General features: G+C 52.8%; 16 protein-coding genes and 1 tRNA gene. 8 read left to right on the plus strand and 9 right to left on the minus strand.

Going from position 1 to position 24,175, the window contains the following annotated elements; translation table 11 throughout:
- Positions 1-9 precede the first annotated feature (9 nt).
- The 3 genes from IMCC3135_RS12990 (at position 10) to IMCC3135_RS13000 (ending at position 2,975) form a co-directional block, all read left to right on the plus strand.
- A complete protein-coding gene (locus tag IMCC3135_RS12990; RefSeq protein ID WP_088918010.1) occupies positions 10-1,506 on the plus strand; it encodes a RimK family protein in 1,497 nt (498 codons plus the stop codon).
- Positions 1,496-2,578 (plus strand): peptidase M42, encoded by a 1,083-nt coding sequence (locus tag IMCC3135_RS12995; RefSeq protein ID WP_088918011.1) that lies wholly within the window; start codon positions 1,496-1,498, stop codon positions 2,576-2,578. The genes IMCC3135_RS12990 and IMCC3135_RS12995 overlap by 11 nt, the downstream gene beginning before the upstream one ends.
- A 157-nt stretch (positions 2,579-2,735) precedes the next feature.
- A complete protein-coding gene (locus IMCC3135_RS13000) occupies positions 2,736-2,975 on the plus strand; it encodes a hypothetical protein (protein WP_157735954.1) in 240 nt (79 codons plus the stop codon).
- A 27-nt stretch (positions 2,976-3,002) separates the two neighbouring features.
- On the opposite strand, the gene pyc is transcribed toward IMCC3135_RS13000, so the two are convergent.
- The 3 genes from pyc to IMCC3135_RS13015 all read right to left on the minus strand — a co-directional run bounded on the left by pyc (position 3,003) and on the right by IMCC3135_RS13015 (position 8,436).
- Positions 3,003-6,470, minus strand: a complete 3,468-nt coding sequence (gene pyc, locus IMCC3135_RS13005; protein WP_088918013.1) for a pyruvate carboxylase — start codon at positions 6,468-6,470, stop codon at positions 3,003-3,005.
- 147 nt (positions 6,471-6,617) lie between these two features.
- Positions 6,618-7,775 carry a cytochrome b/b6 domain-containing protein gene (locus IMCC3135_RS13010; protein WP_088918014.1) on the minus strand — a complete coding sequence of 386 codons (1,158 nt, stop codon included), beginning with the start codon at positions 7,773-7,775 and terminating at the stop codon, positions 6,618-6,620.
- Between the two features lie 43 nt (positions 7,776-7,818).
- Positions 7,819-8,436, minus strand: coding sequence for a YceI family protein (locus IMCC3135_RS13015; RefSeq protein WP_157735955.1), 618 nt, complete (start codon positions 8,434-8,436; stop codon positions 7,819-7,821).
- A 144-nt stretch (positions 8,437-8,580) separates the two neighbouring features.
- On the opposite strand from IMCC3135_RS13015, the gene IMCC3135_RS13020 reads away from it, so the two are divergent.
- Positions 8,581-8,657: transfer RNA gene (locus tag IMCC3135_RS13020), tRNA-Arg, on the plus strand.
- A 573-nt stretch (positions 8,658-9,230) separates the two neighbouring features.
- On the opposite strand, the gene IMCC3135_RS13030 is transcribed toward IMCC3135_RS13020, so the two are convergent.
- Both IMCC3135_RS13030 and IMCC3135_RS13035 read right to left on the minus strand, forming a co-directional pair.
- Complete coding sequence (locus tag IMCC3135_RS13030; RefSeq protein WP_088918017.1) at positions 9,231-10,304, minus strand: hypothetical protein; 1,074 nt, start codon at positions 10,302-10,304, stop codon at positions 9,231-9,233.
- A 279-nt stretch (positions 10,305-10,583) separates the two neighbouring features.
- Positions 10,584-11,651, minus strand: a complete 1,068-nt coding sequence (locus IMCC3135_RS13035; RefSeq protein ID WP_157735956.1) for an MBL fold metallo-hydrolase — start codon at positions 11,649-11,651, stop codon at positions 10,584-10,586.
- Positions 11,652-11,772: 121 nt separating this feature from the next.
- Here IMCC3135_RS13035 and IMCC3135_RS13040 point away from each other — a divergent pair, with 121 nt between their 5' ends.
- Together IMCC3135_RS13040 and IMCC3135_RS34720 are read left to right on the plus strand one after the other, a co-directional pair.
- Positions 11,773-12,819, plus strand: a complete 1,047-nt coding sequence (locus IMCC3135_RS13040; RefSeq protein WP_088921827.1) for an RNA-guided endonuclease InsQ/TnpB family protein — start codon at positions 11,773-11,775, stop codon at positions 12,817-12,819.
- A 416-nt stretch (positions 12,820-13,235) separates the two neighbouring features.
- A complete protein-coding gene (locus IMCC3135_RS34720) occupies positions 13,236-13,721 on the plus strand; it encodes a hypothetical protein (RefSeq protein WP_205738026.1) in 486 nt (161 codons plus the stop codon).
- Between the two features lie 120 nt (positions 13,722-13,841).
- On the opposite strand, the gene IMCC3135_RS13055 is transcribed toward IMCC3135_RS34720, so the two are convergent.
- The 3 genes from IMCC3135_RS13055 to IMCC3135_RS35340 all read right to left on the minus strand — a co-directional run bounded on the left by IMCC3135_RS13055 (position 13,842) and on the right by IMCC3135_RS35340 (position 16,837).
- A complete protein-coding gene (locus IMCC3135_RS13055) occupies positions 13,842-14,228 on the minus strand; it encodes a SpoIIAA family protein (protein WP_088918019.1) in 387 nt (128 codons plus the stop codon).
- A 116-nt stretch (positions 14,229-14,344) separates the two neighbouring features.
- On the minus strand, positions 14,345-16,576 hold the full coding sequence (locus tag IMCC3135_RS13060; protein WP_088918020.1) for an ATP-binding protein: 2,232 nt from the start codon (positions 16,574-16,576) through the stop codon (positions 14,345-14,347).
- A 21-nt stretch (positions 16,577-16,597) separates the two neighbouring features.
- Positions 16,598-16,837 carry a type 2 periplasmic-binding domain-containing protein gene (locus tag IMCC3135_RS35340; RefSeq protein ID WP_335589294.1) on the minus strand — a complete coding sequence of 80 codons (240 nt, stop codon included), beginning with the start codon at positions 16,835-16,837 and terminating at the stop codon, positions 16,598-16,600.
- A 689-nt stretch (positions 16,838-17,526) separates the two neighbouring features.
- Between IMCC3135_RS35340 and IMCC3135_RS13075 the strand changes: the two genes are divergently transcribed.
- Positions 17,527-20,595, plus strand: coding sequence for an HD domain-containing phosphohydrolase (locus tag IMCC3135_RS13075; protein WP_157735958.1), 3,069 nt, complete (start codon positions 17,527-17,529; stop codon positions 20,593-20,595).
- Positions 20,585-21,766: a cache domain-containing protein gene (locus tag IMCC3135_RS13080; RefSeq protein WP_088918024.1), complete on the plus strand. Its 1,182-nt coding sequence runs from the start codon at positions 20,585-20,587 to the stop codon at positions 21,764-21,766. Before IMCC3135_RS13075 ends, IMCC3135_RS13080 begins: the two co-directional genes overlap by 11 nt.
- Before the next feature lie 233 nt (positions 21,767-21,999).
- Here IMCC3135_RS13080 and IMCC3135_RS13085 read toward each other — a convergent pair whose 3' ends face one another.
- Complete coding sequence (locus tag IMCC3135_RS13085; RefSeq protein WP_088918025.1) at positions 22,000-23,349, minus strand: glycoside hydrolase family 16 protein; 1,350 nt, start codon at positions 23,347-23,349, stop codon at positions 22,000-22,002.
- Between the last annotated feature and the right edge of the window lie 826 nt (positions 23,350-24,175).

The raw sequence follows: 24,175 nt of genomic DNA on the forward strand, positions 1-24,175 counted from the left end.
TATCCAACGATGCCTAGTGTATCTATCGTCATCAGTGCTGCTGATGACTGGAAGCCGTATTATCCCAGTCAGGATGTGACACCGGTTGACGCCTATCTGGCGGCGCAAAAAGGGCCTGTTGCCCAAACCGTGATTCTGAACCTTTGTCGAAGTTATCGCTACCTGAGTCATGGGTATTATTGCTCGTTGCTGGCAGAATCACGCGCTCAGCAGGTGATACCGTCCATTCGAACCATCAATAGTCTGGGCAGCAAGTCGTTATACCTGCTGGATCTGGATGCGGCCGGTGATGCTCTGAAGCGACTGGATACGCGGCTCAGCGCGCGTGTGGAGTCCTCTGAGCGTACCAAATTCACACTCAATGTCTATTTTGGTACAACCAGCGATGAGGATTTCAGCTCACTGGCACGAGTCCTCTTCGAGCAGTTCCCTTGTCCGATTCTGGAGGTTCAGTTCCGTCGCGATGAGCATTGGCATATCAGCCGTTTGCGCATGCGGGGTATCAACTCGCTGGACGAGCAAGAGCAGAGTGAATTTGCAGAAGCGCTGGATCAGTTCAGTCGCAACATCTGGCGAAAGCACAAAAGTCGAAAACAGTATCGCTATGACATGGCTATTCTTGTCGACCCGGACGAGAAGATGCCACCTTCGGATGCGCGGGCGTTAAAACGCTTTGAAAAAGCGGCACGCGGGCTTGGTCTGGATGTGGATATCATTACCCGCAAGCATTTTTCCAGGTTGGCAGAATATGACGCCTTGTTCATTCGCGCCACGACCAATATCGACAATCATACCTACCGATTTGCCAAGCGAGCCGAGTCGCTGGGCTGCGTCGTGATCGATGACACGCAATCGATTCTTCGCTGTACCAACAAGGTCTATCTGGCCAATTTACTGGAAGTGAATAAAGTGCCGACGCCCAGGACGCGTGTTCTGAATCGCCATCAGACAGACTGCCTTGAAAGCGCTGCCGAGGATCTGTTATTCCCGCTGGTACTGAAGATACCGGACGGTGCTTTTTCTGTTGGCGTCAAGAAGGCCAAGGACATGGCCGAGTTGAAACAGATTGCCCATGATTTCTTTGCCCGTTCTGCGCTGATACTGGCTCAGGAATTCTATCCAACGGATTTCGACTGGCGCATTGGGGTGCTGAACGGGCAGGCTTTGTTCGCCTGCAAGTACTTCATGAGCCGCGGGCACTGGCAGATCTACAACCATGCCGAGAATGGCCGGGTGTCTTCTGGTAACTTTTCAACCATGGCGGTGGAGGAGGTACCCAAGAAGGTATTGCGCACCGCTATCAAGGCGACACGTTTGATCGGTAACGGTTTTTATGGGGTTGATCTGAAGCAGAGCGGCAAGGATGTTGTCATCATCGAGGTGAACGACAACCCGAGCGTGGATGCTGGTGTCGAGGACAAATTCCTGGGCGCCGAACTATACAAACAGCTGGCTGGCGAGTTTTTGCGCCGGCTCGAACTGAGAACAATAAACAATGCCAGATGATAGCGGGCCGATCCACGAGCGCCTGTCGGCCTCTTTCGTAGACTTGTTGGCGACACTGATTCGCAACCCCAGTGTCGTTGGTGCTGAGCATTCCTTCTTCAGGGTACTGCAGCGTGAGCTGGAGGAGCGGGGCGCTCGTGTCACCTGGTATGAGGGCTTGCTGGTTGCCGAAGGCGACAAGCCGAACAGTGTCATGTTCTCAGCCCATATCGACCGGCATGGTCTGATGTGTACTGGGCCCAATGAATTCCAGTACGCCGCCTTTGTGGCAGGTGCAAGATCAGACCTGCTGGGTAACTCTGTCAGTGAATCGTTGATGAACAAGGTATCTGACCGGTTCGAATCGCAATCGGTTTATGCCTATGAGCCCTGGTCAGGGGCCTATCGCGGCAAAGGCCGAATTCACAATGCCTATGTCAGTGAGCGTCGCAACAATCTGATCTTTCAACTCGAAGGTCTGGAATACCTGGTGGCAGGCTCTCCGGTGGCCTTTACCGACAAACTCAAGCTGTCGGGTCGCAGTCTGAGCGGGCAGCTGGACAATGTTCTGACCGTCGCAGCACTGGTCTATCTATATGAGCTTGGGTTTCAGGGGACAGCCTTTTTCACCGCCCAGGAGGAGGCTGGCAAGAGCTGGAGATATCTGCTGGAATGGTTCCGCCGCTTTGGCAATTCGACCAATCAGCTCATTGTTGTGGATACCAGTCCCTTTCCTGATTCTGAGGCGGCTGATCGTCAACAGGTCGTTCTGAGGAATAAAGATGCCAATGGACTGTTCAACGCTCAGCTGACAGAGCGTGTTGCTCAGGTGTGTGAGTCGAGCGATGTCACCTATATGTACAAGGACATCTATATCGAGCAACTCAATGAAAAACGGCTGGCCAGTGGCGAGGATGCCCACTCTCTGGGATCAACCGAGATGGGGCGCATTATTACGGCCAGTCAGGGCCTGGTGGACGGGACGACATTGCAGGTTCCCACAACCGGTTATCACACCATGAATGAATCAGCCTCCTTGAATGCTGTTCACGGCTTCATGCGTGTGCTGCGAGGTCTGGCTGAGCTGGAATGAGTTGCTGACACTTGCCTGATAGCGTCATGCATGTCTCATTCAGGAAAATTACATAAAAAAGTGCTTGATACCTGTAGCCCTAAAGCCGCAAATTCGCTGGACGGAACACTCCCCCGCAATTGGCGAATTCAAGAGGTAGTTACAGATGGGTAAGCGCATGTCAGACAGATTTGATGATGATTATTTTCCAGAACCCAATTACGACAAATTGTCAGACCAGGAGCTGGATGAGCTGTACTACTTCGGTGAAATTCGGACAGCAGTCAAACCCAAGAAATCCGGGGTCAAGAAGTCAGCCGTGAAAAAAGTCGCACCCAAGCTGTTTGCGAGCGACAGCGATGAAAACTGGCTGGATGTCGATTTGAATGGTGACGACGATCTGTACGAGGACGACTAGTTCTCGTACAGATCGACTTCTGCTTTCCTAGCTGCTGGGGACTATTCGAACCAGCAGGTCTTTGGCATCAATCTGGTCGCCAGCCTTGACCAGCAGCTCCTCGATAACACCATCCATTTCGCTGTAAATGGCGGTCTCCATTTTCATGGCTTCCAGAGAGAGCAGAATATCTCCCGTCTCAACGCTTTGGCCTTCCTTCACGTTGACGGTTGAGACCACACCTGGCATGGGAGCGCCTATGTGTTCTGCATTGCCGGGCTCGGCCTTGGCTTTTACCTTGGCACCTGAAGCACCGTGACGTCGATCAGGTACCGCAATTGAGCGCGGTTGACCATTGAGTTCAAAAAAGACTCTGACCATGCCTTCCTCGTTAGCCTCACCGATGGCCAGGCATCGAACGACGAGGGTCTTGCCTTTCTCAATCTCGATAAAGATCTCGCTACCTACTTTCAAGCCGTAAAAGTACACCAATGTTGGCAGCACACTGGTGGGTCCATACATGACCTGCGTTGTTGCGAAATCCGTGAACACCTTGGGATACATATTGTACGAAGCGAGTTCGTTCTCGCTAGGTTTGTGGCCCAGTGTTTCGGACAGCAGTGCACGGGTGGCGTCCAGATCTGCAGGTTCCATCTCGGCACCGGCACGGTTTTTCAAAGGCTTATCACCCTTGAGAACCTTGTTCTGTATGCCTTCAGGAAATCCACCCGGCATCTGACTGAGCTCGCCTTTCATCATTGATACGACAGAGTCGGGGAAGGAGATATCCTTGTCCGGGTTCTGCACATCAGCGATAGTCATATCCTGACTGATCATCATCAACGCCATATCACCGACGACCTTGGATGATGGTGTCACCTTGACGATGTCACCGAACATCTGGTTGACATCGCTATAGGCGCGAGCCACTTCATGCCAGCGTGAATCCAGTCCCATCGAACGAGCCTGTTCTTTCAGGTTGGTGAACTGGCCACCGGGCATTTCGTGAAGATAAACTTCTGATGCCGGGCCTTTCATATCACTTTCAAAGGCGACGTACTGGTTGCGAACCGCTTCCCAATAGAAAGAGATCTGTTCGATGGTCTGGCGACTCAGCCCGGTATCCCGAGGGGTGCCACGCAGAGCCTCGACGATGGAGCCCAGGCAAGGCTGGGAAGTGTTGCCGGACAAGGCATCCATGGCGGCATCAATGGCATCGACACCAGCGTCGACAGCGGCCAGAACCGTGGCAGCCGATATGCCGGAAGTATCATGGGTATGGAAGTGAACGGGTAGTGAGGTTTCCTCACGCAAGGCCTTGAACAGCACGCTGGCTGCAGCAGGCTTCATGAGTCCCGCCATGTCCTTGATACACAGGATGTGAGCACCTGCTTTTTCCAGATCACGAGCCAGATCCAGGTAATACTTGAGGTGATACTTGGGGCGGGCTTCATCCAGCATATCGCTGGTGTAGCAGATGGTGGCTTCACACAGTTTGTCGGCTTCCAGTACCGCATCCATGCTGACGCGCATGTTGTCGACCCAGTTGAAGCAATCGAAAACACGGAACAGGTCAACACCGGTTTCAGCGGCCTGCTTGATGAAATGCCGGACGACATTGTCGGGGTAATTGGTGTAGCCAACGCCGTTGGCACCACGAATCAGTGCCTGTAGAAGGATGTTGGGGGCCCTTTCACGAATCATGGCGAGACGTTCCCATGGATCCTCTGTGAGAAAACGCATGCTGACATCGAAGGTTGCACCGCCCCAGCATTCCAAAGACAACAACTGCGGCAAACCATGCGCGTAGGAACCAGCGATATCGATGATATCTTTGCTACGCATACGGGTGGCCAGCAGCGACTGATGAGAGTCACGCATGGTGGTATCAGTCACCATGACATGCGGGGTGTCTCGCAGCCATTTACTGAAGGCAACCGGTCCGACCTCGTCCAGACGGTCTTTAGTGCCTTTTTCAAGTGGCTTGTCGAACCAGGGTTTTACCGGGGGCAGGGCATCTGCTCTGGGCTTTGGCCGATCACGTGCTTCAGGGTGTCCGTTGACGGATACATCAGCGATGTATTGCAGAAGTTTGGTCGCACGATCTCTTCGTTGTACCTGTTCGAAAAGCTCGGGGGTCGTATCAATGAACTGCGTGGTATAGGTGTTATCAATGAATTTTTCGTGGCCGATAACGTTTTCCAGAAACGTCAGATTGGTTGCCACACCACGGATACGAAACTCGCGCAGTGCACGGTCCATACGCTTGATGACTTCTTCACTGGTTGGAGCCCAGGCGGTGACCTTTTCCAGCAGAGGGTCATAGAAGCGGTTGATGACAGCACCTGAGTAGGCAGTACCACCATCGAGCCGGATACCGAATCCTGATGCGCCGCGGTAGGCGGTGATACGACCATAGTCGGGCACAAAGTTGTGCTCAGGATCTTCTGTCGTGATACGACACTGCATGGCGTGGCCATTGAGCCGGATGTCTTTCTGGGCAGGTACGCCGGATTCGGGAGTGCCGATGACAGCACCTTCCACCAGATGTATCTGCGCCTTGATGATATCGATTCCCGTCACTTCCTCGGTCACCGTGTGCTCAACCTGAACACGTGGGTTGACCTCGATGAAGTAGAAGGACTGGGTGTCCATGTCCATCAGGAACTCAACGGTTCCCGCACCGACATAGTTGGTTGCGTTGGCAATTTTCAGCGCGTACTGGCTGAGCTCTTCGCGTTGCTCGTCCGACAGATAGGGCGCGGGTGCACGCTCTACGACTTTCTGGTTGCGCCTTTGCACGGTGCAGTCACGTTCGAACAAATGCACCGCGTTACCGTGGGTATCGCCCAGAATCTGAGCTTCGACATGACGAGCCCGCTCTACCAGTTTTTCCAGGTAGATTTCGTCTTTGCCAAAGGCGGCTCTTGCTTCACGTCGTGCTTCATTGGCCTCTTTATCCAAGTCCTCTTCGCAGCGAATGGTACGCATGCCACGACCGCCGCCGCCCCAGGAGGCTTTGAGCATGATGGGATAGCCGATCTCCGCTGCCATCTTCTTGATGGTTGGCAGATCTTCTGGCAATGGCTTGGTGGCAGGGACCACGGGTACGCCCGCTTCGATAGCCAGGTTACGTGCAGCAACCTTGTTACCCAGTCGCCGCATGGTATCGGCACGAGGGCCGATGAAAGTGACGCCAGCAGCATCGCAGGCATCAACAAACTCGGGACTCTCGGACAGCAAGCCGTAGCCGGGATGGATGGCATCAGCACCGGAGAGCTTAGCGACTCGCAACACTTCTTCGATTGAGAGATAGGACTCGATAGGACCCATGGTCTTATCCAGATGTGGGCCTGCCCCAACCTGATATGCCTCGTCTGCCTTGAAACGGTGCAAGGCGAGCTTATCCTCTTCAGCCCAGATGGCTACGGTCTTGATACCAAGTTCATTGGCTGCCCGAAATATCCTGATAGCGATCTCAGAACGATTGGCAACAAGAATTTTCTTGATCGACAAGGCGAGACTCTCCTAATTTCTGTGCGGAAGCTCAGGATTCTACCTGTATCGGGCTTTGATCGTCAGTTAGTGATCGCCAAGGTGTTTGGATAATTCACAGGCGCGCCAATGGTCACTGAGGTGGTATGGTAGTAGGGATAAGTCAACTCAGCTTGATTGCGCGGCTATATCAAAGCGAAATTTCACCACCACCGGGTACCCTACGAAGTCATCACTTTGCTGGCTGTCGAGACCGATAGAGAATTCGCGCCGATCAATCGAAAACTCGCCGCGGGCCACCCGTGTGCCATCCTCATCAGATAACGTCATGGGGAATGAAACCTCTATTGTGGTTTCCTTGATGGTCAGGTTGCCTGTGACTTGCAGGCTGCCGTCATCAGACAAGGCGACACTGCTGGATTCGAACAAGGCCTCAGGGTAGTTCTGGACATCAAACCATTCAGTGTTGGGCAAGGAGCCTGCTACCTGCATATTGTCGCTGGACAGCGAAGCTGTTTGTACACGTGCCACAAGGGTGCTGGCCGATGGGTTTGCTTCATCAATGAGTGCTTCTACAGCGGTATCGGAGAAGATCCCCGGTGTCGGTTCTCCGGTGACGTTGGCAATAAAGCTGACCTCACTATCCCCAGCTGCCAGCAGTGCGGCCTGATTGCCCGAGTTTGCATAGAAAGACAGACCTGCGGTGCCAGCGGCGACAAAGAACAACAGAGCCCCCAGCTTGCGTTTGAAACTGCGCGAGCCACTGGCTGGCAGCATGCGGGTCAGGGTTACATCCTTGTCGACAAAGTGGTGTTTAAGGGCCGCGCCGATGTGGGCCAGCAGAATGACAATGAGTACTGTGCCGGCGATTTCGTGATAGTCGTGAAAAGAATGAGCGATGTCTGCCCGGTTTTCAAGCGTGGCAAACGGTGGCAGGTGAGGCCAGGGTATGACGTTGAACAGGACGGTGTCCAGATTCAACGGTGAGGCGGAAACCATGATCCAGCCGGTTATGGGCAGTGCGAACATCAGCACGTAGAGTAGGCCGTGTACCAGGGAGGCCACACGAGATTGCCAAGTCGGAATGGAGGGCAGTTCGGTGGGTGGTTTGTGGGTGAAGCGCCAAAGCAGTCGCAGTACCGACAAGATCAAAACGGTGATACCAAAGCTCTTGTGCCACTGAGTCAGCACAAATCGGACAGGGTCGTTCTCTTCCAGAGAGGTCATGTACTTGCCGATGATCAGCAAGCCGATAATGAGCAGTGCGATGGCCCAGTGAAAGATAACAGCGATATCACCGTAGCGCTGTTCAGGAGAACGACCCATAGAATGTCCTTGAGAAACTGATTTAAGTCTTGGTAGCGGCTACTTATTGAACTTTGTTGAGTTCAGCGGTGATGTTCAAGGACATTTCATCACTGACATTAGGTGCATAATTGCCCAGTCCGAAGTCAGAGCGAATCAATTCACCGGTGGCGTCGATACCGACAACCGGTTTGCCACTCATTGGATGATTCATGGCAGCGTTGATAGTGACGTTCAGTGTGACGGGTTTGATCTCGCCCTTGACTGTCAGGTCGCCATTGACGGTGTAGGTCTCGTCATCGTTTGCCGTGATGGTCGTGGACTGGAAAGTGATTTCAGGGAACTGTGCTACATCAAGCCAGTCAGCACTGGTCAGGTGGTCCTTGAAGATTGCCGAGCCTGTGATAACGCTGGCCGGGTCAATTGATACAAGAATCATGGATTTGGTTGGATCTTCGCTATCCAGGTTCAGGTCGACAGTAAAGTCATCAAAGCTGAGTGTCGGATGTGACAGGCCCAAGTGGCTGTACTGAAGATTGATAAACGCATGAGTCGGGTCTACAGAGTAGCTACCACTGGGTACGTCCGACAAACTGGCCGCTGAAGCGATGTTGATAAGGCTTGACGTTGCGAGCAGTGCTGTGATCGCGGTGGCCTTTGCCAGGTTTTTCAGAATTGCCATAGAACTGTCGTACTCCATTGAGGGGAAAGAGTGGCATGGTGCCGTAAAAAGAAATGGTTTGATATGTCCTTTATGAAGAAAGTTCAACCATAAGGAAGTTCAACATCGTATACTACGCGCTCGGCATGTTTTGCTTGAGTCTGCGCGCCCGTAGCTCAGTTGGATAGAGTACCTGGCTTCGAACCAGGTGGTCGGAGGTTCGAATCCTTCCGGGCGCGCCATTTTTATTTAAAAATTCAGTGGGTTACAGTAGTCTCTTGCTGCTGATTAAGCCTCAGGCCTGTAGAGTGAAAATACCTCTATGAATTGGTCTGTAACTGGTTTCATCTTCTTCCGTGATCGAAAAGGCTGAAACCCCTGTTTGCAAATCGTCTTCTGCACGTAATTCGATAGCGAAAAGATGGCTGCGTAAGCTGTTACCAGAATGCAGGTCATGCCTTCCTCGGCCAGTTCCTTGATAGTCAGTAGAGCTTCGCCAACGGTTTCGGGGTCCATTACGATGGAGTGTATGAGCTTGACAAGATCTGTGACTATCAAATTTTGATCATGAGCTTTAAAGGTGCGACTGCACTCTGGCGAAGCATGGGCTGACCAGAGCGCCGAAAACTAAAGAGCGAAATGTGCTGGCTGCTTGTCATGATTGGTGGTGAAGCAGGAGCATTTTTGCTTTTAGTGCCAGAGTTGCAATATATTGTTTCAAGCAATGCTTGAAGTTGAAACCCGCTATTTGAAACACCCATAAAAAAGCCCCGCTCGAAGCGGGGCTCTGAGTTGGCAAATCTTGTCGCTGTATTCTACTTAACCATTCCCGGTTCCATCTGGTCATCAGGTGTATTAGCAGGCGCTTTCCATTCAACCCGTTCGGAAAGCTCGGATGGATTTCCTTCAGCATCCCAGGCTTCTACGCGGTAGTCGTATGTGGCAAGAATATCCGCTATCAATATTCCGTAGTAATCGTCTGGAGTTGATCTGTCCAGGTTGCGTGTTATCTGGTAGGTGAACGTAGTGGGCTCATCAGTTTCTGCAACCTGAGTATCAACCGATTGGTCATTAAGGTAGACCGTGTATCCAGCGGCTTGACCTTCCCAAGTGATCGTCATGGTCAGTATGGTGTTCGGTCTCGTATCGAACCCGCCGTTTGCCTCTTGTTCGTCCTCAGGTACATTCACCCACCCATCTGACCACGTGTAACCGCCTGTTGGCTCCGGTGTTTCGACTCGAGCTCCAGCAGGCGTTTCGACAGGTGTTTCAACAGGTGTTTCAACAGGTGTTTCAACAGGTGTTTCGACAGGTGTTTCAACAGGTGTTTCGACAGGTGTTTCAACAGGTGTCTCTACAGGCGTTTCGGTTGGCTCTACGATAGCAGGGGGTTCAACTGGAGCTGGTGTTTCTTCAGCAACCGTTACAACTTCAGGCTGCTCTGTATCAGGGAAGTAGTAACCGATGTTGTCATAGATACTTCTACCCCCGCGATACCATCGCTGGATGTAGTCCTCTAGTGTGATGTCGCGGTTGTCTTCGATGCCGTTGCGATCATTGTCATAAAAGGGCTCTTGCTCAGTGGGGATGCATACGCGACTATCTTGATTGAATTCGCCACCTTGTAACCAGCATTGACGAGCGTCTGACTGGGTGTAGTCGATCAGCTCACCACAAGTTCCTGTGACACTAATGCCTTCCGAGTTGCAGTCCTGCCCTGTGGTACTGACTCCAGCACCTACGACGCTGTTGCCATTGTTGTTTTGAGTGGGTACCGTCGCATCCTCTAAAGGAGTGTTTCCCGATGAATAGGTGAGTGAATCACCGTCTGTGCAGGATGCCAGAGCACCACTGATGGCAACTGCAAGTAAAATATTCCGTGTTCTCAACGTCTTGTCCTTTTTCCGTGGTTTCAAGCCCCATGTTAACTTGTGATTGACGTTGTGCCAGCGGTAATAATGACGGTTTCGACATTGGCTCTACTCTCTATGAGAATCATAGGAAAACCATTGGGTAGCTGCTGAAAGCCACAGGGTAATTGCTGACAGGGTTCTGAGCTGTAAATTGCAAGTAGCTACGCTGTCGGGCGAAGCCGCTTGCAACCGAATTACATCTGCGTCATCAAGGAATTGATAGCCGCGCACTGACTGACATCGTTGAAAAAGACTTCAGTCAGCGGGAATCTGAATGGAAATCAGGTCAGTGCCGACAATGGTATTGCCGGTGTAACCGCTATCCAGCACAGCAGAGCGATAATCCTCCTCGTTCAATGCGCCACCTGGAATAGGGTAAGGACCTTGCTTTTCAGCTCCCAAGGGAGGAATCAAATGAGTCAGCATCAGGTATTCAGTGCCTGTTCTCTTGGCCAGGGCTCCCAGGTCCAGAGCATTGCTTTGTCGATAGTAGATCGGTGGCGGGAAGCCACTGCCTTGATCTGGTCCCATGACAGGGTGGATGACAGAATGAACGACAATATCGGCACCCATGGCCAGTGACTCTACTTGTTCTGAGGTAGAGGATTGACGAGGTGGCTCCGGGATGTCGTTTCCAGCATCGCCACCAATGACAACACTGCCTGCTGGAGTATCGACTCTATAGGATGCATGTCCACCGATGTGCTGAGACTGGATTGCACTGACTTTGACATCATCGAGTTGCCATACTTGCTGAGCTTTTGGCAGGTTCTCGAATGCCATGACGTGCAGCAAGTCAGCCGGACCTCCGGTCAAACGCTTTGGATTTTCAGACAAGCGTTGGGCCATCTCACCAGAGGCGATCAGGGTGTCTCCTATGTGTTCTGCAAAGCCGTTGCAGCTGAGTGTGTAACCGTTCTCTGTCTCTACGTCTTGCGAGCAAACCAGATCCAGTTTGGGACCCGCAGAAGAAAAGTGCCAACGTAGTTGCGCGATATCGCTCAGGCCTTCTGAATGATCAGAATGCATATGGGTGAGAAATACAGCGTTCAGTTTTTCTACGGGTACACCCAGTTTGGACAATTGCTGGGTGGTGCCGCGACCTGTGTCAAATTGTAGTTGCACGCTAGAGCAGCTGGATTCGGAATCTCCATACTGCACCAGCGTACCAGCGCCAGCTTGTCCATTGAAGACAGGTGGACCACCCTGGGTACCTGTCAATGTCACACGCAGGCAGGGTTCAGCAAGGGTGGCTCCGGAGAAAAGAAGCAGTGGTGCAATGGATAGGGCAGGGCATAGTCTGACCAGAAATCTTGTTTTCATCCCTTCAATTCCAAGGATACCCCGTCGTTCAGGGCGGGGAGGAATTGGAATGCTGTATATATAGCCAGTTTTTGTTGGCCCTTCTGGGTGAATAGGGGCGGAACGGATATACAATCGAGCCGTGAAATCAACATGCATCAAAGTTCTCAAAGTCAGGGTAAAAGATCGCCACGCGCCGCTTTTGCGCAGCATGGCGACTGAAGTCAATCAGGTATGGAACTACTGCAACGAGCTGTCTGATCGTATGATTCGGGAGCGTGGTCGGTGGATGTCCGGATTTGACTTCTCTGCTTACACGGTTGGTGCGTCGAAGCAGTTCGAGCACATTGGTAGCAGTACGATTCAGGAAACTGCCGAACACTACGCCAGCAAACGCTCCTCGGCAAAGCGTCGCAAGCTGAGGTGGCGCAAGAGTTTTGGCGATAAACGCTCGTTGGGGTGGGTGCCCTTCAAGGCTCGGGCAGCTCACTGGAAGCACGGGCAGGTCTTCTTTGCAGGTTCTCACTTCAAGGTATGGGACAGCTTCGGTCTTGCCAATTACAGGTTCAGGGCAGGTTGTTTTACTGAGGATGCTCGCGGTCGATGGTATTTTTGCATCTGTGTCTCGGTTGATCGCACGTGTCCCAAGGGGCAAGACAGTATAGGTATCGATCTTGGTCTGAAAACCGTTGCCACCTGCAGCGATGGCACCGTGCTGGAGGGACGTTGGTATCGCCACCTGGAAGGCAAGCTTGCCAAGGCCCAGCGGGCAAGACGCAAACGGCGCACCCGGGCGATTCACGCAAAAATCAGGAATCGCAGAGCAGATGCCCTGCATAAATTCAGCCGCAATCTGGTCAATCGATGCGGCGAGATCTACGTGGGAGATGTCAGTAGCTCGAAGCTGACAAAAACCACGATGGCCAAGTCTGCGCTTGACGCAAGCTGGGCCAGCTTCAAGACAATGCTCGACTACAAGAGCCAGCAGGCCGGTATTGTCTATCGAGAAATCAATGAAGCCTATACCACGCGAGCGTGCTCCGAATGCGGAAGCCTGTGCGGACCGCAGGGAATAAGAGCTCTTTCGGTAAGAGACTGGCAATGTGTTGAATGTGGTGTTCAGCATGATCGTGACGTTAACGCGGCTCGAAATATTCTCCGTCTCGGCGCAGGACATTGCGCTCCTTAGTGGGAATCCTCTTTCTTTAGGGAGAGGAGGATGTGTGCGCCCGGCATGGGTGCGATCTTGGAGGTGAAAGTCCTTCCGGAAGCTGACCACAGCGACCGAAGTGAAACACAACTGCGCAAGGGCGACCAAGCGTGGGGAGGAAGTGTATAGCGAAACCACGAGCCGATGAACAAGAACCGAATATTGAGGCATTATCAATCAGGGCGAGCGGGCACGTCATCGCGAAGCTCTTGTGGTCAAAGGGAGATAATGTAGATTCGGCGGTTGTGTGGGGAAGGATTGCAGTCTTACCCGGGGAGATCTCACCTTGTGCCTGAAAGGGCGACGATCGTATGGTCGGAGTGAGAAGTCAGCAGAGGCCATAGTAGTCGTCATTATGCGATGAAGGGCTAAACGAGAAGGAGAGCTAGAAGACGTTGACGCTCGACAAAGCAAAGCACCAGAAACTCGGGAGACCGAGGCGCAGTGAGAGACGAACGGGTGAAGCCCGAAAGCTTTCTGCGCGCGGTGAAGCGGTGTCGGTGCCTCAACGAACCGAAGGCTTGGGGCGGGAGAATCTGCTTGAGCAGGCGCTCTCGCGAGAGAACATGGTGGAGGCGTGGAAACGCGTCAAAGCCAATAAAGGTAGTGCGGGCGTAGACGGTCGTTCAATCACTCAAACGATTGAATATCTTCACACCCAGTGGCCAGTGATCCGGGATGAATTGCTGCGCGGTAGTTATCGGCCATCGGCCGTGCGACGCGTGGAAATTCCGAAACCGGGTGGAGGCTCCAGGGAATTGGGGATACCCACCGTCATCGCTTGCTCTAGCAAACGTTGTTGGCACAACAGCCTTTCGGGATTGCACCTTATTCTATCGGTCAAGTATTACGATGGCGTCGGTGTTCCTCGTCTCTCATGACCTCAACTTCTCGAACCGCCCGGTGCGGACCCGCATGCCGGGTGGTGTGGGAGGGGCCCGACTTCGGTCGGCCCCTATCCCGATCAATTCCTGTCAGCATGAAATAGATCAAAAGAGCTTTTAGCGTTCTTCCCTCGTCGAACTCGTGGCTAACCACTGCTCGGCAAGGTCCACTTCGTTTGCATCAAAAGCTTTGATTGACAGTCCGGGCAAGAACTTGCCTTCTAGCTCGCTGAGTTTTTGCAGCCAGCGTTTTTCGGTAAGTACTGCGACACGATCAAAGCGACGCAGCAAATCAAAGAGCATTGGCAGACGTGACAATTCAACCGCTATGGCGCCGAAGGAGGGCATGTCGAAGTTATCGATGCGATACAGCATTCGCCCATTTACAAAGCCCTTGCTCTGACTATCGAGGGCGTCTAGCGATTCACGCATCGTATTACTGTCAACTTTGCCACTGATAGAGATATCAAGGCGGTCAGGACCGTTTAATTGTGTCTCGAACATTTCCAACTCCCGTTTTACAGTAGAATAGCGGGAGAGCATGGCAGGGTTCCAGAGTGATGACTATCCGTAGTTACCGCAGATGATTCACGTGATTCCCCTAATGAGGCCTGAGCATTTCAGGTGATCAGCAACGACTCTGAAACAGCCTCAGATGCCCTGGTGAAAGCTGTCACCAGGTCTGCCCTGGAAAACGGCTTCTGCAACATGATAACGCCGTCGTCGAGCCTGCCCTGGTGAATGATGGCATTCTCTGTATAGCCAGACATATAGATGACTGCCGCATCCGGATAGGCGTCTTTCAGGCCAGCTACCACTTCAGGCCCCTTCATGCCATTTGGAAGAATGACGTCGCACAGAATAAGATCGATTTGAGGAATGCCCGGGGCCAGGCGAAAGGCTGTATTGCCATCGGATGCACTGTTAACAAGTGCCCCCATTTCTTCCAGTTGCAGAGTGAAGGTCTGCCGCAGTTCGTCATTGTCTTCCACCAGAAACACGTGTAAGCCGTGGAACCGAGTGGCAATGGGCGCTGTTAATGGTGACGGAGGGGCTTCCTGTGATGCTTTGGCACGCGGTAAATAGAGTTTCACTGTCGTGCCACGAGCAATTTCAGAATAAATCTTCAGGTGCCCTCCGGACTGTTTGACAAAGCCATAGGCCATCGACAGTCCAAGCCCGGTGCCCTTGCCTACATCCTTGGTTGTGAAGAAGGGTTCCATTGCCTGGCTGATCGTCATTGCGCTCATGCCGCAGCCGCTGTCGGTAATAGCGATACAGACGTATTGTCCGGGCTGAACTTCATAGTGAAGCTGAGAATAATCTCTATCCAGTCTTGTATTACCGACTTCTATTGTGAGTTTTCCACCATTGGGCATGGCGTCTCGGGCGTTGATCACCAGATTCATGATAGCGGCTTCAAGCTGTGTTTTATCCACTTCGGTACGCCACAATCCACCGTCTGTAACTACCTCCAGATCCACGCTTTCTCCCACGGAGGTGCGCAGGAGCGAAAGTGAGTCCCGAATCAACCGGGATGGATCAAGCACCTCTGGCTGCAAAGGTTGTTTGCGTGCAAACGCCAGTAGTTGATGAGTGAGCTCGGCGCCATGCTTGACGGCACGGAAGGAGGTCTGAACATAACCCCGGGCTAATGGCTCTGATATTCGTTCTTCCAGTAACTCCAGGTTCCCGGAGATCACAGCCAGGATATTGTTGAAATCGTGTGCGACCCCGCCAGTCAGATTGCCGATGTTCTTGACTTTCTGCGCATGAACCAACGTACTCTGCAAACGATTGAGCTCCGTAACGTCCTGGGCAACGACAAGCACCAATGAGGATTCTCCTTGTTTGCGGGAAGCTACGGTGAACAGCTGGCGTATGTGACGATAGTCGCCTGTGGCGTTAGCAATTCTGAAGGCTCCTTCCGTCTCAATACCATGTGCAAGTTGCCGACGTATTTCCATCATTTGATCGAAGTCATCAGCATGCAGTCGCTTGTTCAGCATGTCTTCTCGACTGGAGGCCACCATCATTTCGCCAACAGTCTGACCGGACATGCTTGCGAAAATATCATCACATTCGACAATCTTTCCACTACCCAGATCAAAGGAGGCATAGCCAATCCCGGCAATTCGGGCAGCACTGAGCAGGCGCTCGTCTTTTGTTTCGATAATCCGGTTGGCCGCCAGAATCTGATCCCGCATGCCATGAATCGAACTGACCAGGCGGTCCAGTTCGTTTTCGTGCGACTTGCTGTGGTGCTCGTTCCTGCCAAGATTTATCTTGAAGTCATGCCAGTCACCATGCCAGTTATCGAGTCCGTTGGATATTTTCAGAACTGGTTCTACCAGTCTGTTATTCAGCAAATACTGGATGATGAATGTGGTAGCAAGCACCGCTAACGAGGCAACGGCAAGAGTCTCGAGAATACGAGTGCGAACCATATCCCAGACAAGCTGATAACTCATCTCCAGAGTCAGTATGCCTATCTGCCTAGTGGAATGAGAGTCCTTACGCTCCAGGATATGAGAATAACGATAGGAGGAAGCTGCAGGCTGGCTATCGCCTACCTGCAGATTGTAATCGGGGTCTTTTGCCGTAATCTGTGCCGCTGTCACGGCGCCCAGACTGACGTATTTTTCCAGCAATACCTCAATCGTTGAATTGTCCATTTGCCATAGCAGATCTTCGAACAGCACGGCGCTGCTTTGCGCAAGATTATGTATTCGTTGCTCCAGTTGAGCATTGCCTGTCTGGTAGGTGAAAATGGAGACCAGTACGACAGCCGCCAGTGCCAGTGCCGATATAGGCAGGACCAGGCTCTTGTTGAGTGTCGTGCGAATGCCCATGTCAGAGTGTCTGCTTAGGGGTCATCTTGAGCGCACAACGCCGTAGTCAGCCAGTATCGAATCAAAGCTGCCATCAGCCTTCATGGCTATCAGCTGCTGTTCAAGGACAGGCAAGAGGCTGGCATGACGTTTATTCAAGTGTAGATACAGCTGAATAGTAAGGTGAAAATCCGATACCTTCAGATTGTCCATGCCGATGTCATTGGCAATATATTTTCCCGGAAATGTTGCGTAGAAAACAACGTCAACTCTATCTTGCATCAACATGCTCATCAGCACATTGGGGTTGCGAACTTCTTCAGTACGATCATGTTTGCTGAACAGTTTGTCAGTATGTCCAAAGCCTCTGATGTAAGCCAATCGATAATTGAAGAAGTCGTCGGCAGAAGAAAGGACTATATCGTCCCTTGTATACAGCCCTGCAAACTCTACCGGTACAGTTGTGCGAATGCCTCAACAGAGAAAAAAGCCAACAGCAATAGTGCAAGGGCTAGCACACCACCATTCGGCCTTGGAAAATGCTTCATCATGATTTCCGAGCGCTGGACGCTCCGTGCCGTTTTCTGAACAAGCAAGGAACCGTCGGTGGCGGCATGCATCCGAAAAAAGATCATAAGTGCTGGCAGGCATTGAAGTAAAGATCAATAAGTTACATCTGACCGTTTGCGCAGACGCTGCAAGCAGCTTTAGACGTATCAACTTCACACTACGGACCCTTTATTCAATTATGCTAAGCGATATCGCGCATGAGAAATGTATGGCAACATCGTTTGACAGTTTTGCTGCCACTAAGCCATTTAATAATAAGGATGTCGAAGGTTCATTGATTTCGATAGTCTCAAGCAGGTACTAATGCTTCGCTGCAGATCAAGACAGAGACATCGAACCTTACGACCGGTTCGACAGGACAAAGGTAATTACGTACGGATCCGCCTCAGTGTCGTGGCGCTGTGAGAGTACCCTCGTTACGGCTATGGTTGCCCGGCAAGCTTCGCCTGCGTCAACCATGGGCACGTGAAAGCGCATCCCGGCGTAGTCTGCGGGTCAATATCGGAGTCGCTTTTTCGCTCCTGATTTTCGTACTTGGCAGCGGCCTGATTACTTTCTCGCACGAGCGCCATCGACGCATTGCCTTGGTCACAGCTAGCGAGCTGTTCGAACGTAGTACCGCACAACTGGCTGCGGACATCAGCTCGCTCTACGGGCCAGCCGAGACGCTTGTGAACCTGACTGCAACGCTTGCGAACGAGCTGCCTATCCTCGTCACTGATCGAGATCTGTTGCTTGTTCATTTCGCTGCAGCGCTTGACGATCATCCCAATGTCGAGGCCGTTTTTGTGGGGGAAGGTGACGGCAGTTTTTTCCTCCTTCGCAGTATCAAGGACTCGCCTGACTCAAGCGGGCTGGACACCGTGGTGCCAGCGGGTACTCGTTACCAGGTGGAGTCGGTGGAGCGCGGGCAAGGTGAGGGCGCACAATATGAACATGTGTTTCTCGGTAAGGATCTCGAATGGCTAGGGGCGAACGAGGCCTTCATCACCGGTTATGATCCGCGATCTCGCGACTGGTATCGGCTCGCATCGCGTTCGAGTGAGCTTTTACACACCGATTTTCATACCTTCTTTACTACGCGCGAGACGGGTACAACGATAGCTCGACGCATTGGTGAAACGAAGTCCGTGGTCGGTGTGGATATAACGCTTGAGATTCTTTCGGCGGCGCTCGGCAAACTGTCAACGAGCGCCACAGGGGAGATTATCGTGTTCACCGAGGATGGCAGGCTCCTGGGCTCGGACAAGCCAGATCGTATGGGCGGTACCGGTAAGCTTCGTCCATCGGGTTCGAGCCCACGGATTGCTGACTTCGATGAGCCCATTCTTGACGAGCTCTTCCACCGCTTCGTTGAGGGCGATCGCGATGCCTCACTTATGCTCAACGCCGCGGGGCAGTCCTGGTTCGCATCGATTCGTCCTGTCAGATTCGGCTCGAATCGTGAGAGCGCTTTTATGGCAATCGCAGTCCCGGAGAAGGAGATGCTTTCGGCACTCGAGCGCGTGCGTCTGCAAAGCGCTGCATTCGCGCTAGTTGCACTTGCGCTCTCGGTGCTGTTTGCATGGTACCTCTCCACCTCTATCTCGAAATCAACGGCGCAGCTGGCTGCCGAGACGCGTGAGATGAGCCGTCTGCGCTTCCACTCGCCTATCACAGTACGTTCGCGTATCGCCGAAATCGACGCGCTGGCTCGCTCGATGGCTGTCTTGAAAGCGGCATTGCAGCGCTTCACCCGAGTGGCTGTATCGCTGTCGGCAGAAGAGGGTAGTGATGGCGTTGCGCGGGTCCTGCTCGCAGAGGCCAAGGCGGCCTCGCGAGCGCAGGTCGCCAGGTTGTTTCTGGTGTCAGATGATGAGAAGTGGCTCGTGGCGTTCGAACCCGACGATGCAATTGAGGAGGCAGATGTTGACGTCCGCGCTGGAGGTTCGGCCAGCATCGGTAGGGCGAGAATTGCTCTCGAATCGACCGACTGGCAGGGCGTGAGTGTCCCCCCGGAGGTGTTCGCGCTGAACGCTGGTCGTACGGTCATCGACGGGGTTGACGTTGAGCCGCGCGGTGCAGAGAGTTCGGTGCAAGCTGATGCAAGACTGCTTCTGGTGCCACTCAAAGCCGATGATGAGCGAGCAATAGGGGTTTTGCAGCTCAGCGTATCGCCCGCAGGCGGCGCATCGCTTCAGGTTGACGAGGAAAACGTTCGTTTTCTTGAATTGCTGGCCGCCAGTGCCGCCGTTGCGATCCGCAATCGTCAGCTGATCGAAGCTCAGCAAGCGACCTTTGAGTCTCTGATCCGGTTGTTGGCGGCGGCGATCGATGCGAAGTCGCCGTATACCGGACGCCATTGTGAGCGTGTGCCGGTGTTAACCGAACGGCTGGCGAGTGCGGCGAGTGCCTCAGAGGCACCCGCTTTTCGCAACTTTCATCTGGATGAGCATCGTGCACGTGAACTGCATGTCGCCAGTTGGCTGCACGATTGTGGCAAGGTGACGACGCCAGAGCACCTCGTCGACAAGGCCACCAAGCTCGAAACGGTATATAACCGAATCCACGAGATTCGTACGCGTTTCGAGGTGTTGTGGCGCGACGCCGAGATTGACTACTTGCGTGCCGTCGATGGTCTGCCCGGTGGCGAGCGGGAATCGCTGAGTGCCGAGCTGGAAAGGCGGCGCATTGAGTTACGGGCGGATTTCTCTTTTATTGCGAGCTGCAATATCGGCAGCGAGGGCATGGACGAAGAGAGTGTCGAGCGTATACGGGCGATAGGCCGTCAAGCCTGGATGCGTCATTTTGACAATACACTCGGGATCTCGCAGGCCGAACTCAAGCGCATGCGCAATCATGGTTCCGCCTCATTGCCTGCAACAGAACAACTGCTTTGCGATCGCCCGGAGCACCGGATTGAGTGGCATGCCCAGCCCGATCCGGCCGAGCGTGAGCGTCACGGGTTCACCGCCCCTGTGCCGGAGAACGAGTACGATCATGGCGAGCTCCACAACCTGACGATCCGCTACGGTACGTTGACGGCAGAAGAGCGGCACAAGATCAACGATCACGTCAACCAGACGATACTCATGCTTGACAGCGTGTCGTTCCCGAAAAATCTCAAAAGAGTCCCGGCGATAGCTGGTAGTCACCATGAGAAGCTCGATGGTTCAGGCTACCCGCGTGGGCTGGGTGCGCAGGAACTGGGTATCGAGGAGCGCATCATGACGATCGCCGATATCTTTGAGGCGCTGACCGCTCCGGATCGACCCTACAAGCGCGCAAAGACACTGGGCGAGTCACTTTTGATCATGCGAGATATGGGGGAACAGGGGCTAATCGATGCCGAGCTGTTGGAACTCTTCGTTGAGTCTGGCATTCCGCAGGAGTACGCGCGTGAGAATCTCGCCGCGGTGCAAATCGACATTCCGATTTCCGTGAGACCAGCAGTAAATCCGATAGGGGAGCGCATAAACGATGAGCGATGATCAGCTGAGAGGTAAAGGGCGCTACCGATGGTTCAACAATCGCCTGGCGGTTATGGCTGCGCTCGGCCTGGTCGCATTCGCCAGCACAGCGTCGATCGCAATACTCGCCGTGCGTGACGTCCGTGCCACGAACGAGGCGCGTATGCACGACCATTTGCGGGCAGAGCTTGCGGTACATCGCAATGCAGTAAAAGCTTATCTGGGCGACATTGCCGACAATCTGGAGAGTCTGACGGAGGCCCCGGGCAGTCTGACAATGCTGAAGGAATTCGAGATGGTCGCAAGCGCGCTTGGGCAAGACGCAGGAGTGCGTTTGCAGCGGGCCTATATAGACGAGAACCCCAACTCGCCATTGCGTCGAGATGATCTCCTGCGATCAGGCGAAAACAGCGCCTATGACGCTGTACATGCCCGCTACCATCAGTGGTTGCGTGATCTGGTCAAAGAGCACGACTATTACGATCTGTTCGTGGTCTCCGGAAGTGGCGACATTCTCTATACCGTTCACAAGAGGATGGATTTTGCGACCAGTCTGGTCGATGGACCCTTTGCTGATACAGAGCTTGCTGACACCTTCGCGCAACTACGCGATGACGCCTTCCCCGGAGATCTTGTTTTTGGTGACTTTGTCGCCTACGAACCGAACGATGGCAAGCCTGCGGCCTTCGTCGGTATGCCATTGATGGAGGCTGACGGGTTTGCTGGAGCTCTTATCGTGCAACTTCGCACGCGTCCCTTTGGCGCACGCATGGATACCGCCCGCGCACTCGGCGAGAGCGGCAAAGCCTACCTTGTCGGCCCCGACCGCTTGACTCGTTCTGGTTCACGCGTGGGTGGAAATCAGGATGCGCTTGGGCTGCGCATTGACACGCCGAGCGTTGAACGTGCACTGGCTGGTCTCTCGGGCGTGCAGGTGATCAATGATCATCGTGGAGTGTCGGTCTTCTCGGCTCACGCGCCGCTCGTCTGGAACGGGACGAGCTGGGCGGTGGTCGTGGAAATCGATCACGCCGCAGTCGACGGCCCGATCCGTGAGCTGATGACCAGGCTTGTGCTCGGCTCCGGGCTATGCATTTTACTGGCAGCACTGTTGGGCTGGGTGGTGGGCGCGCCAGAGCCGCGAGCCAGGGTGGTGCTGCCGGTGCTCGGGGACGACTCTCTCGACGTCTGAGGCGGCATCTCAAGTGCCCTTTGGGTGGTAAGGGGCTGGCTTCATACTAATGGGGGGCTCTGAGGCCTGTCTTACATGGTCCGAGCCCAGTAAGTGCATTGATAGGGGGCTTGCTTTTCTCTGTGCATAAAAAAGGCGCCTGACCATGATGGGAGGCGCCTTTTCTGAAAGTCAGCTTTTCTTCTCGATCAAGGATCGTGATTAATCAGATCCTTGATCGAACAAGGGATAGCTTACTGAGCCTTGTAGAAACGGACGTAGTCAATTTCGAGGGCAGGATTGTCGAATTCAACGAGATCGTTAGCATTCGGGAAGAGCGCGTCAGAACTGCGTCCCAGGCCACCAGCGGTCGTTGGGAAGTTAGTCCAGTTTCCACCCATTGCCAGGTTGATTATGACGTATAGCTCTTCGTAGTTGGCTTCGTTACTACTGACTTCACTAACCTGTACGCCGTCGATGTACCAGACGATGTTGCTTTCAGTCCACTTCACTGCATAGACGTGGAATTCTTCGCTGAAGTCCGTACCGTCATAAACCTGACCACTTGGCTCAGGCTTCATGAAAGTTGCATCGCCAAAGTAGGAAGACGTTACGTTCTTGAAGTAGTGAAAGGAATTATAGATATACCAGGGAGCGTGGCCCAGGTTTTCCATGATGTCGATTTCAGTACGCTGTGTGCCTTCATTGGCCTCTTTGTCGTGAAGCAACCAGAAAGCCGGGAAAGTACCTGTTGCACTGGGGATTTTGATGCTTGCTTCAAAGTAGCCATACTTCTGGCTGAACTTGTCATGTGTCGAGATGACGCCAGAGAGGAAGGTTTGCTGTGATGAGATTTGCTCCAGTGAGCCGTAAGTGAGCTCATTGGTGTTTGTTTGCAGCGAGTTCTTGGCAGAGCGAATGGAGAGTGTGGAGCCACTAAACTGGAAGGGATCGTATACCGGTGCGATTGTGTCCAGGTGCTCTTGATCTTCACTGAGGACGTTGACATAAAACTGGTCTTCGCCGTTGATGACGCGATACTCAAAGCGCTCACCATTGAATTCACCATCCCAGCGCAACTGCGAGTTCCAGCGGTAAGGGTTGAGTGCTGTACCGTTGAATTCATCACTGAACACCAGCTCATAACCGCTGTGCTCATAGACTTCAGGATAATCGTAAGAGGCCGGATCGATCAGGCTCTCGACACTGGATGCACTCGCATCGCCTTGCACTGAGCTATCGATACTCTTGCTACCTATACCGGTAGTCACATCGACATTGGCTGTTGCGGATTGCACTGATGAGTTACCACTGGCATCGATTGCTTCAACGGTCATCGAGTGTTCTCCAGCCCAGAGATCGCTGCTGGTAAAGCTCAGGTCACTGGTTTCCCCGACGTAGGCGCCATCGACTGTCACCTGGTAGCTGCTGGCACCGGAAACGGCACTCCAGGTCCATGTGATCACACCATCATTGGCATAAGATTGTGCTACTTCGCTGCCGCTGGTGTCCAGCGGAGCATCGATGGCGTAAGCCATGGACGACAGGCACCCTGAAAGGGCAATTGCAAGGTAGGACTTTTTTACAAGGTTCTTACTAGTCATCGTGGTTCGTCTAATGTGCTCATTCAGCAATATATGTGGTCAGAGGAAGAGCCTACCTTGGCCCCCTGAACGCAGACATCACCTTTTGGTGTAGTTAGCAGAAACCGCTCGCGTAAGAAATTCTTTCGCGACGAGTGGCTTACAACGTTTGGAATAATATGTACGAGAAATACTTAACAATGATGCAATGCAAAAAAGCTATTGCAAACAACTGTTGCTGGCGTGGATTCTACGGTAAAAATTCCTGAAAACCAGTCAATTCCATGAGCTGGTTTATGATGGTTTAGCCATGATAACTAGACGGAAAGGTAGAAAACGGCTTCAGAAAGTCATTTTGATGAATAAAAATACATGTTATTTGTGCATATCAGGAAATTATTCGTAATTGTAAAAACGGCAGTGCATCAGGCTTTAAGATGAAAAATAAGCAATATTTCGCATATTTTTAGTTCAAATAACCATGTTGCAGTGCAAAATTGAATAATCTTTTATTGATCAAAAATTGCGACATTGATCAAGAGTTCTGATTAGGATTTGATGGCTGAATTTGTAACCAAATAAAATCGCAAAAGTGTCTCGAATTGAATGCAGCGCAGAATAATGTGACCTGGTGCAGAGTAATGCGAGCTTGCTGTGACGGTGTGAAGCAAGAAAGGAGCTGCGCAGGTGCAGGGTGAGGGCAGTGCGGGTGCAGAGTGGGTGCAGAGTGGGCGCAGCGCGGGCGCAGCAACGCAGCAACGCAGTTCATGCTTACGGGGCTGAAAAGCTCGATCAGGTTGTATGTATTCGGAAAACGGTCACTTCCAGACGATCACATACCATCCAT

The sequence above is a fragment of the Granulosicoccus antarcticus IMCC3135 genome (genome assembly GCF_002215215.1).
GTDB classification, from domain to species: domain Bacteria; phylum Pseudomonadota; class Gammaproteobacteria; order Granulosicoccales; family Granulosicoccaceae; genus Granulosicoccus; species Granulosicoccus antarcticus.

Excerpts from the sequence above, each read along its gene's own strand:
- IMCC3135_RS13080 (WP_088918024.1), top strand. The coding sequence starts at position 20,585 with ATGAGCGATGATCAGCTGAGAGGTAAAGGGCGCTACCGATGGTTCAAC.
- IMCC3135_RS35340 (WP_335589294.1), bottom strand. The coding sequence starts at position 16,837 with ATGCAAGATAGAGTTGACGTTGTTTTCTACGCAACATTTCCGGGAAAA.
- IMCC3135_RS13035 (WP_157735956.1), bottom strand. The coding sequence starts at position 11,651 with ATGAAAACAAGATTTCTGGTCAGACTATGCCCTGCCCTATCCATTGCA.
- IMCC3135_RS13060 (WP_088918020.1), bottom strand. The coding sequence starts at position 16,576 with ATGGGCATTCGCACGACACTCAACAAGAGCCTGGTCCTGCCTATATCG.
- IMCC3135_RS13015 (WP_157735955.1), bottom strand. The coding sequence starts at position 8,436 with ATGGCAATTCTGAAAAACCTGGCAAAGGCCACCGCGATCACAGCACTG.
- IMCC3135_RS12990 (WP_088918010.1), top strand. The coding sequence starts at position 10 with ATGCCTAGTGTATCTATCGTCATCAGTGCTGCTGATGACTGGAAGCCG.
- IMCC3135_RS13010 (WP_088918014.1), bottom strand. The coding sequence starts at position 7,775 with ATGGGTCGTTCTCCTGAACAGCGCTACGGTGATATCGCTGTTATCTTT.
- IMCC3135_RS13085 (WP_088918025.1), bottom strand. The coding sequence starts at position 23,349 with ATGACTAGTAAGAACCTTGTAAAAAAGTCCTACCTTGCAATTGCCCTT.
- IMCC3135_RS12995 (WP_088918011.1), top strand. The coding sequence starts at position 1,496 with ATGCCAGATGATAGCGGGCCGATCCACGAGCGCCTGTCGGCCTCTTTC.
- IMCC3135_RS13055 (WP_088918019.1), bottom strand. The coding sequence starts at position 14,228 with ATGTTCGAGACACAATTAAACGGTCCTGACCGCCTTGATATCTCTATC.
- IMCC3135_RS13000 (WP_157735954.1), top strand. The coding sequence starts at position 2,736 with ATGTCAGACAGATTTGATGATGATTATTTTCCAGAACCCAATTACGAC.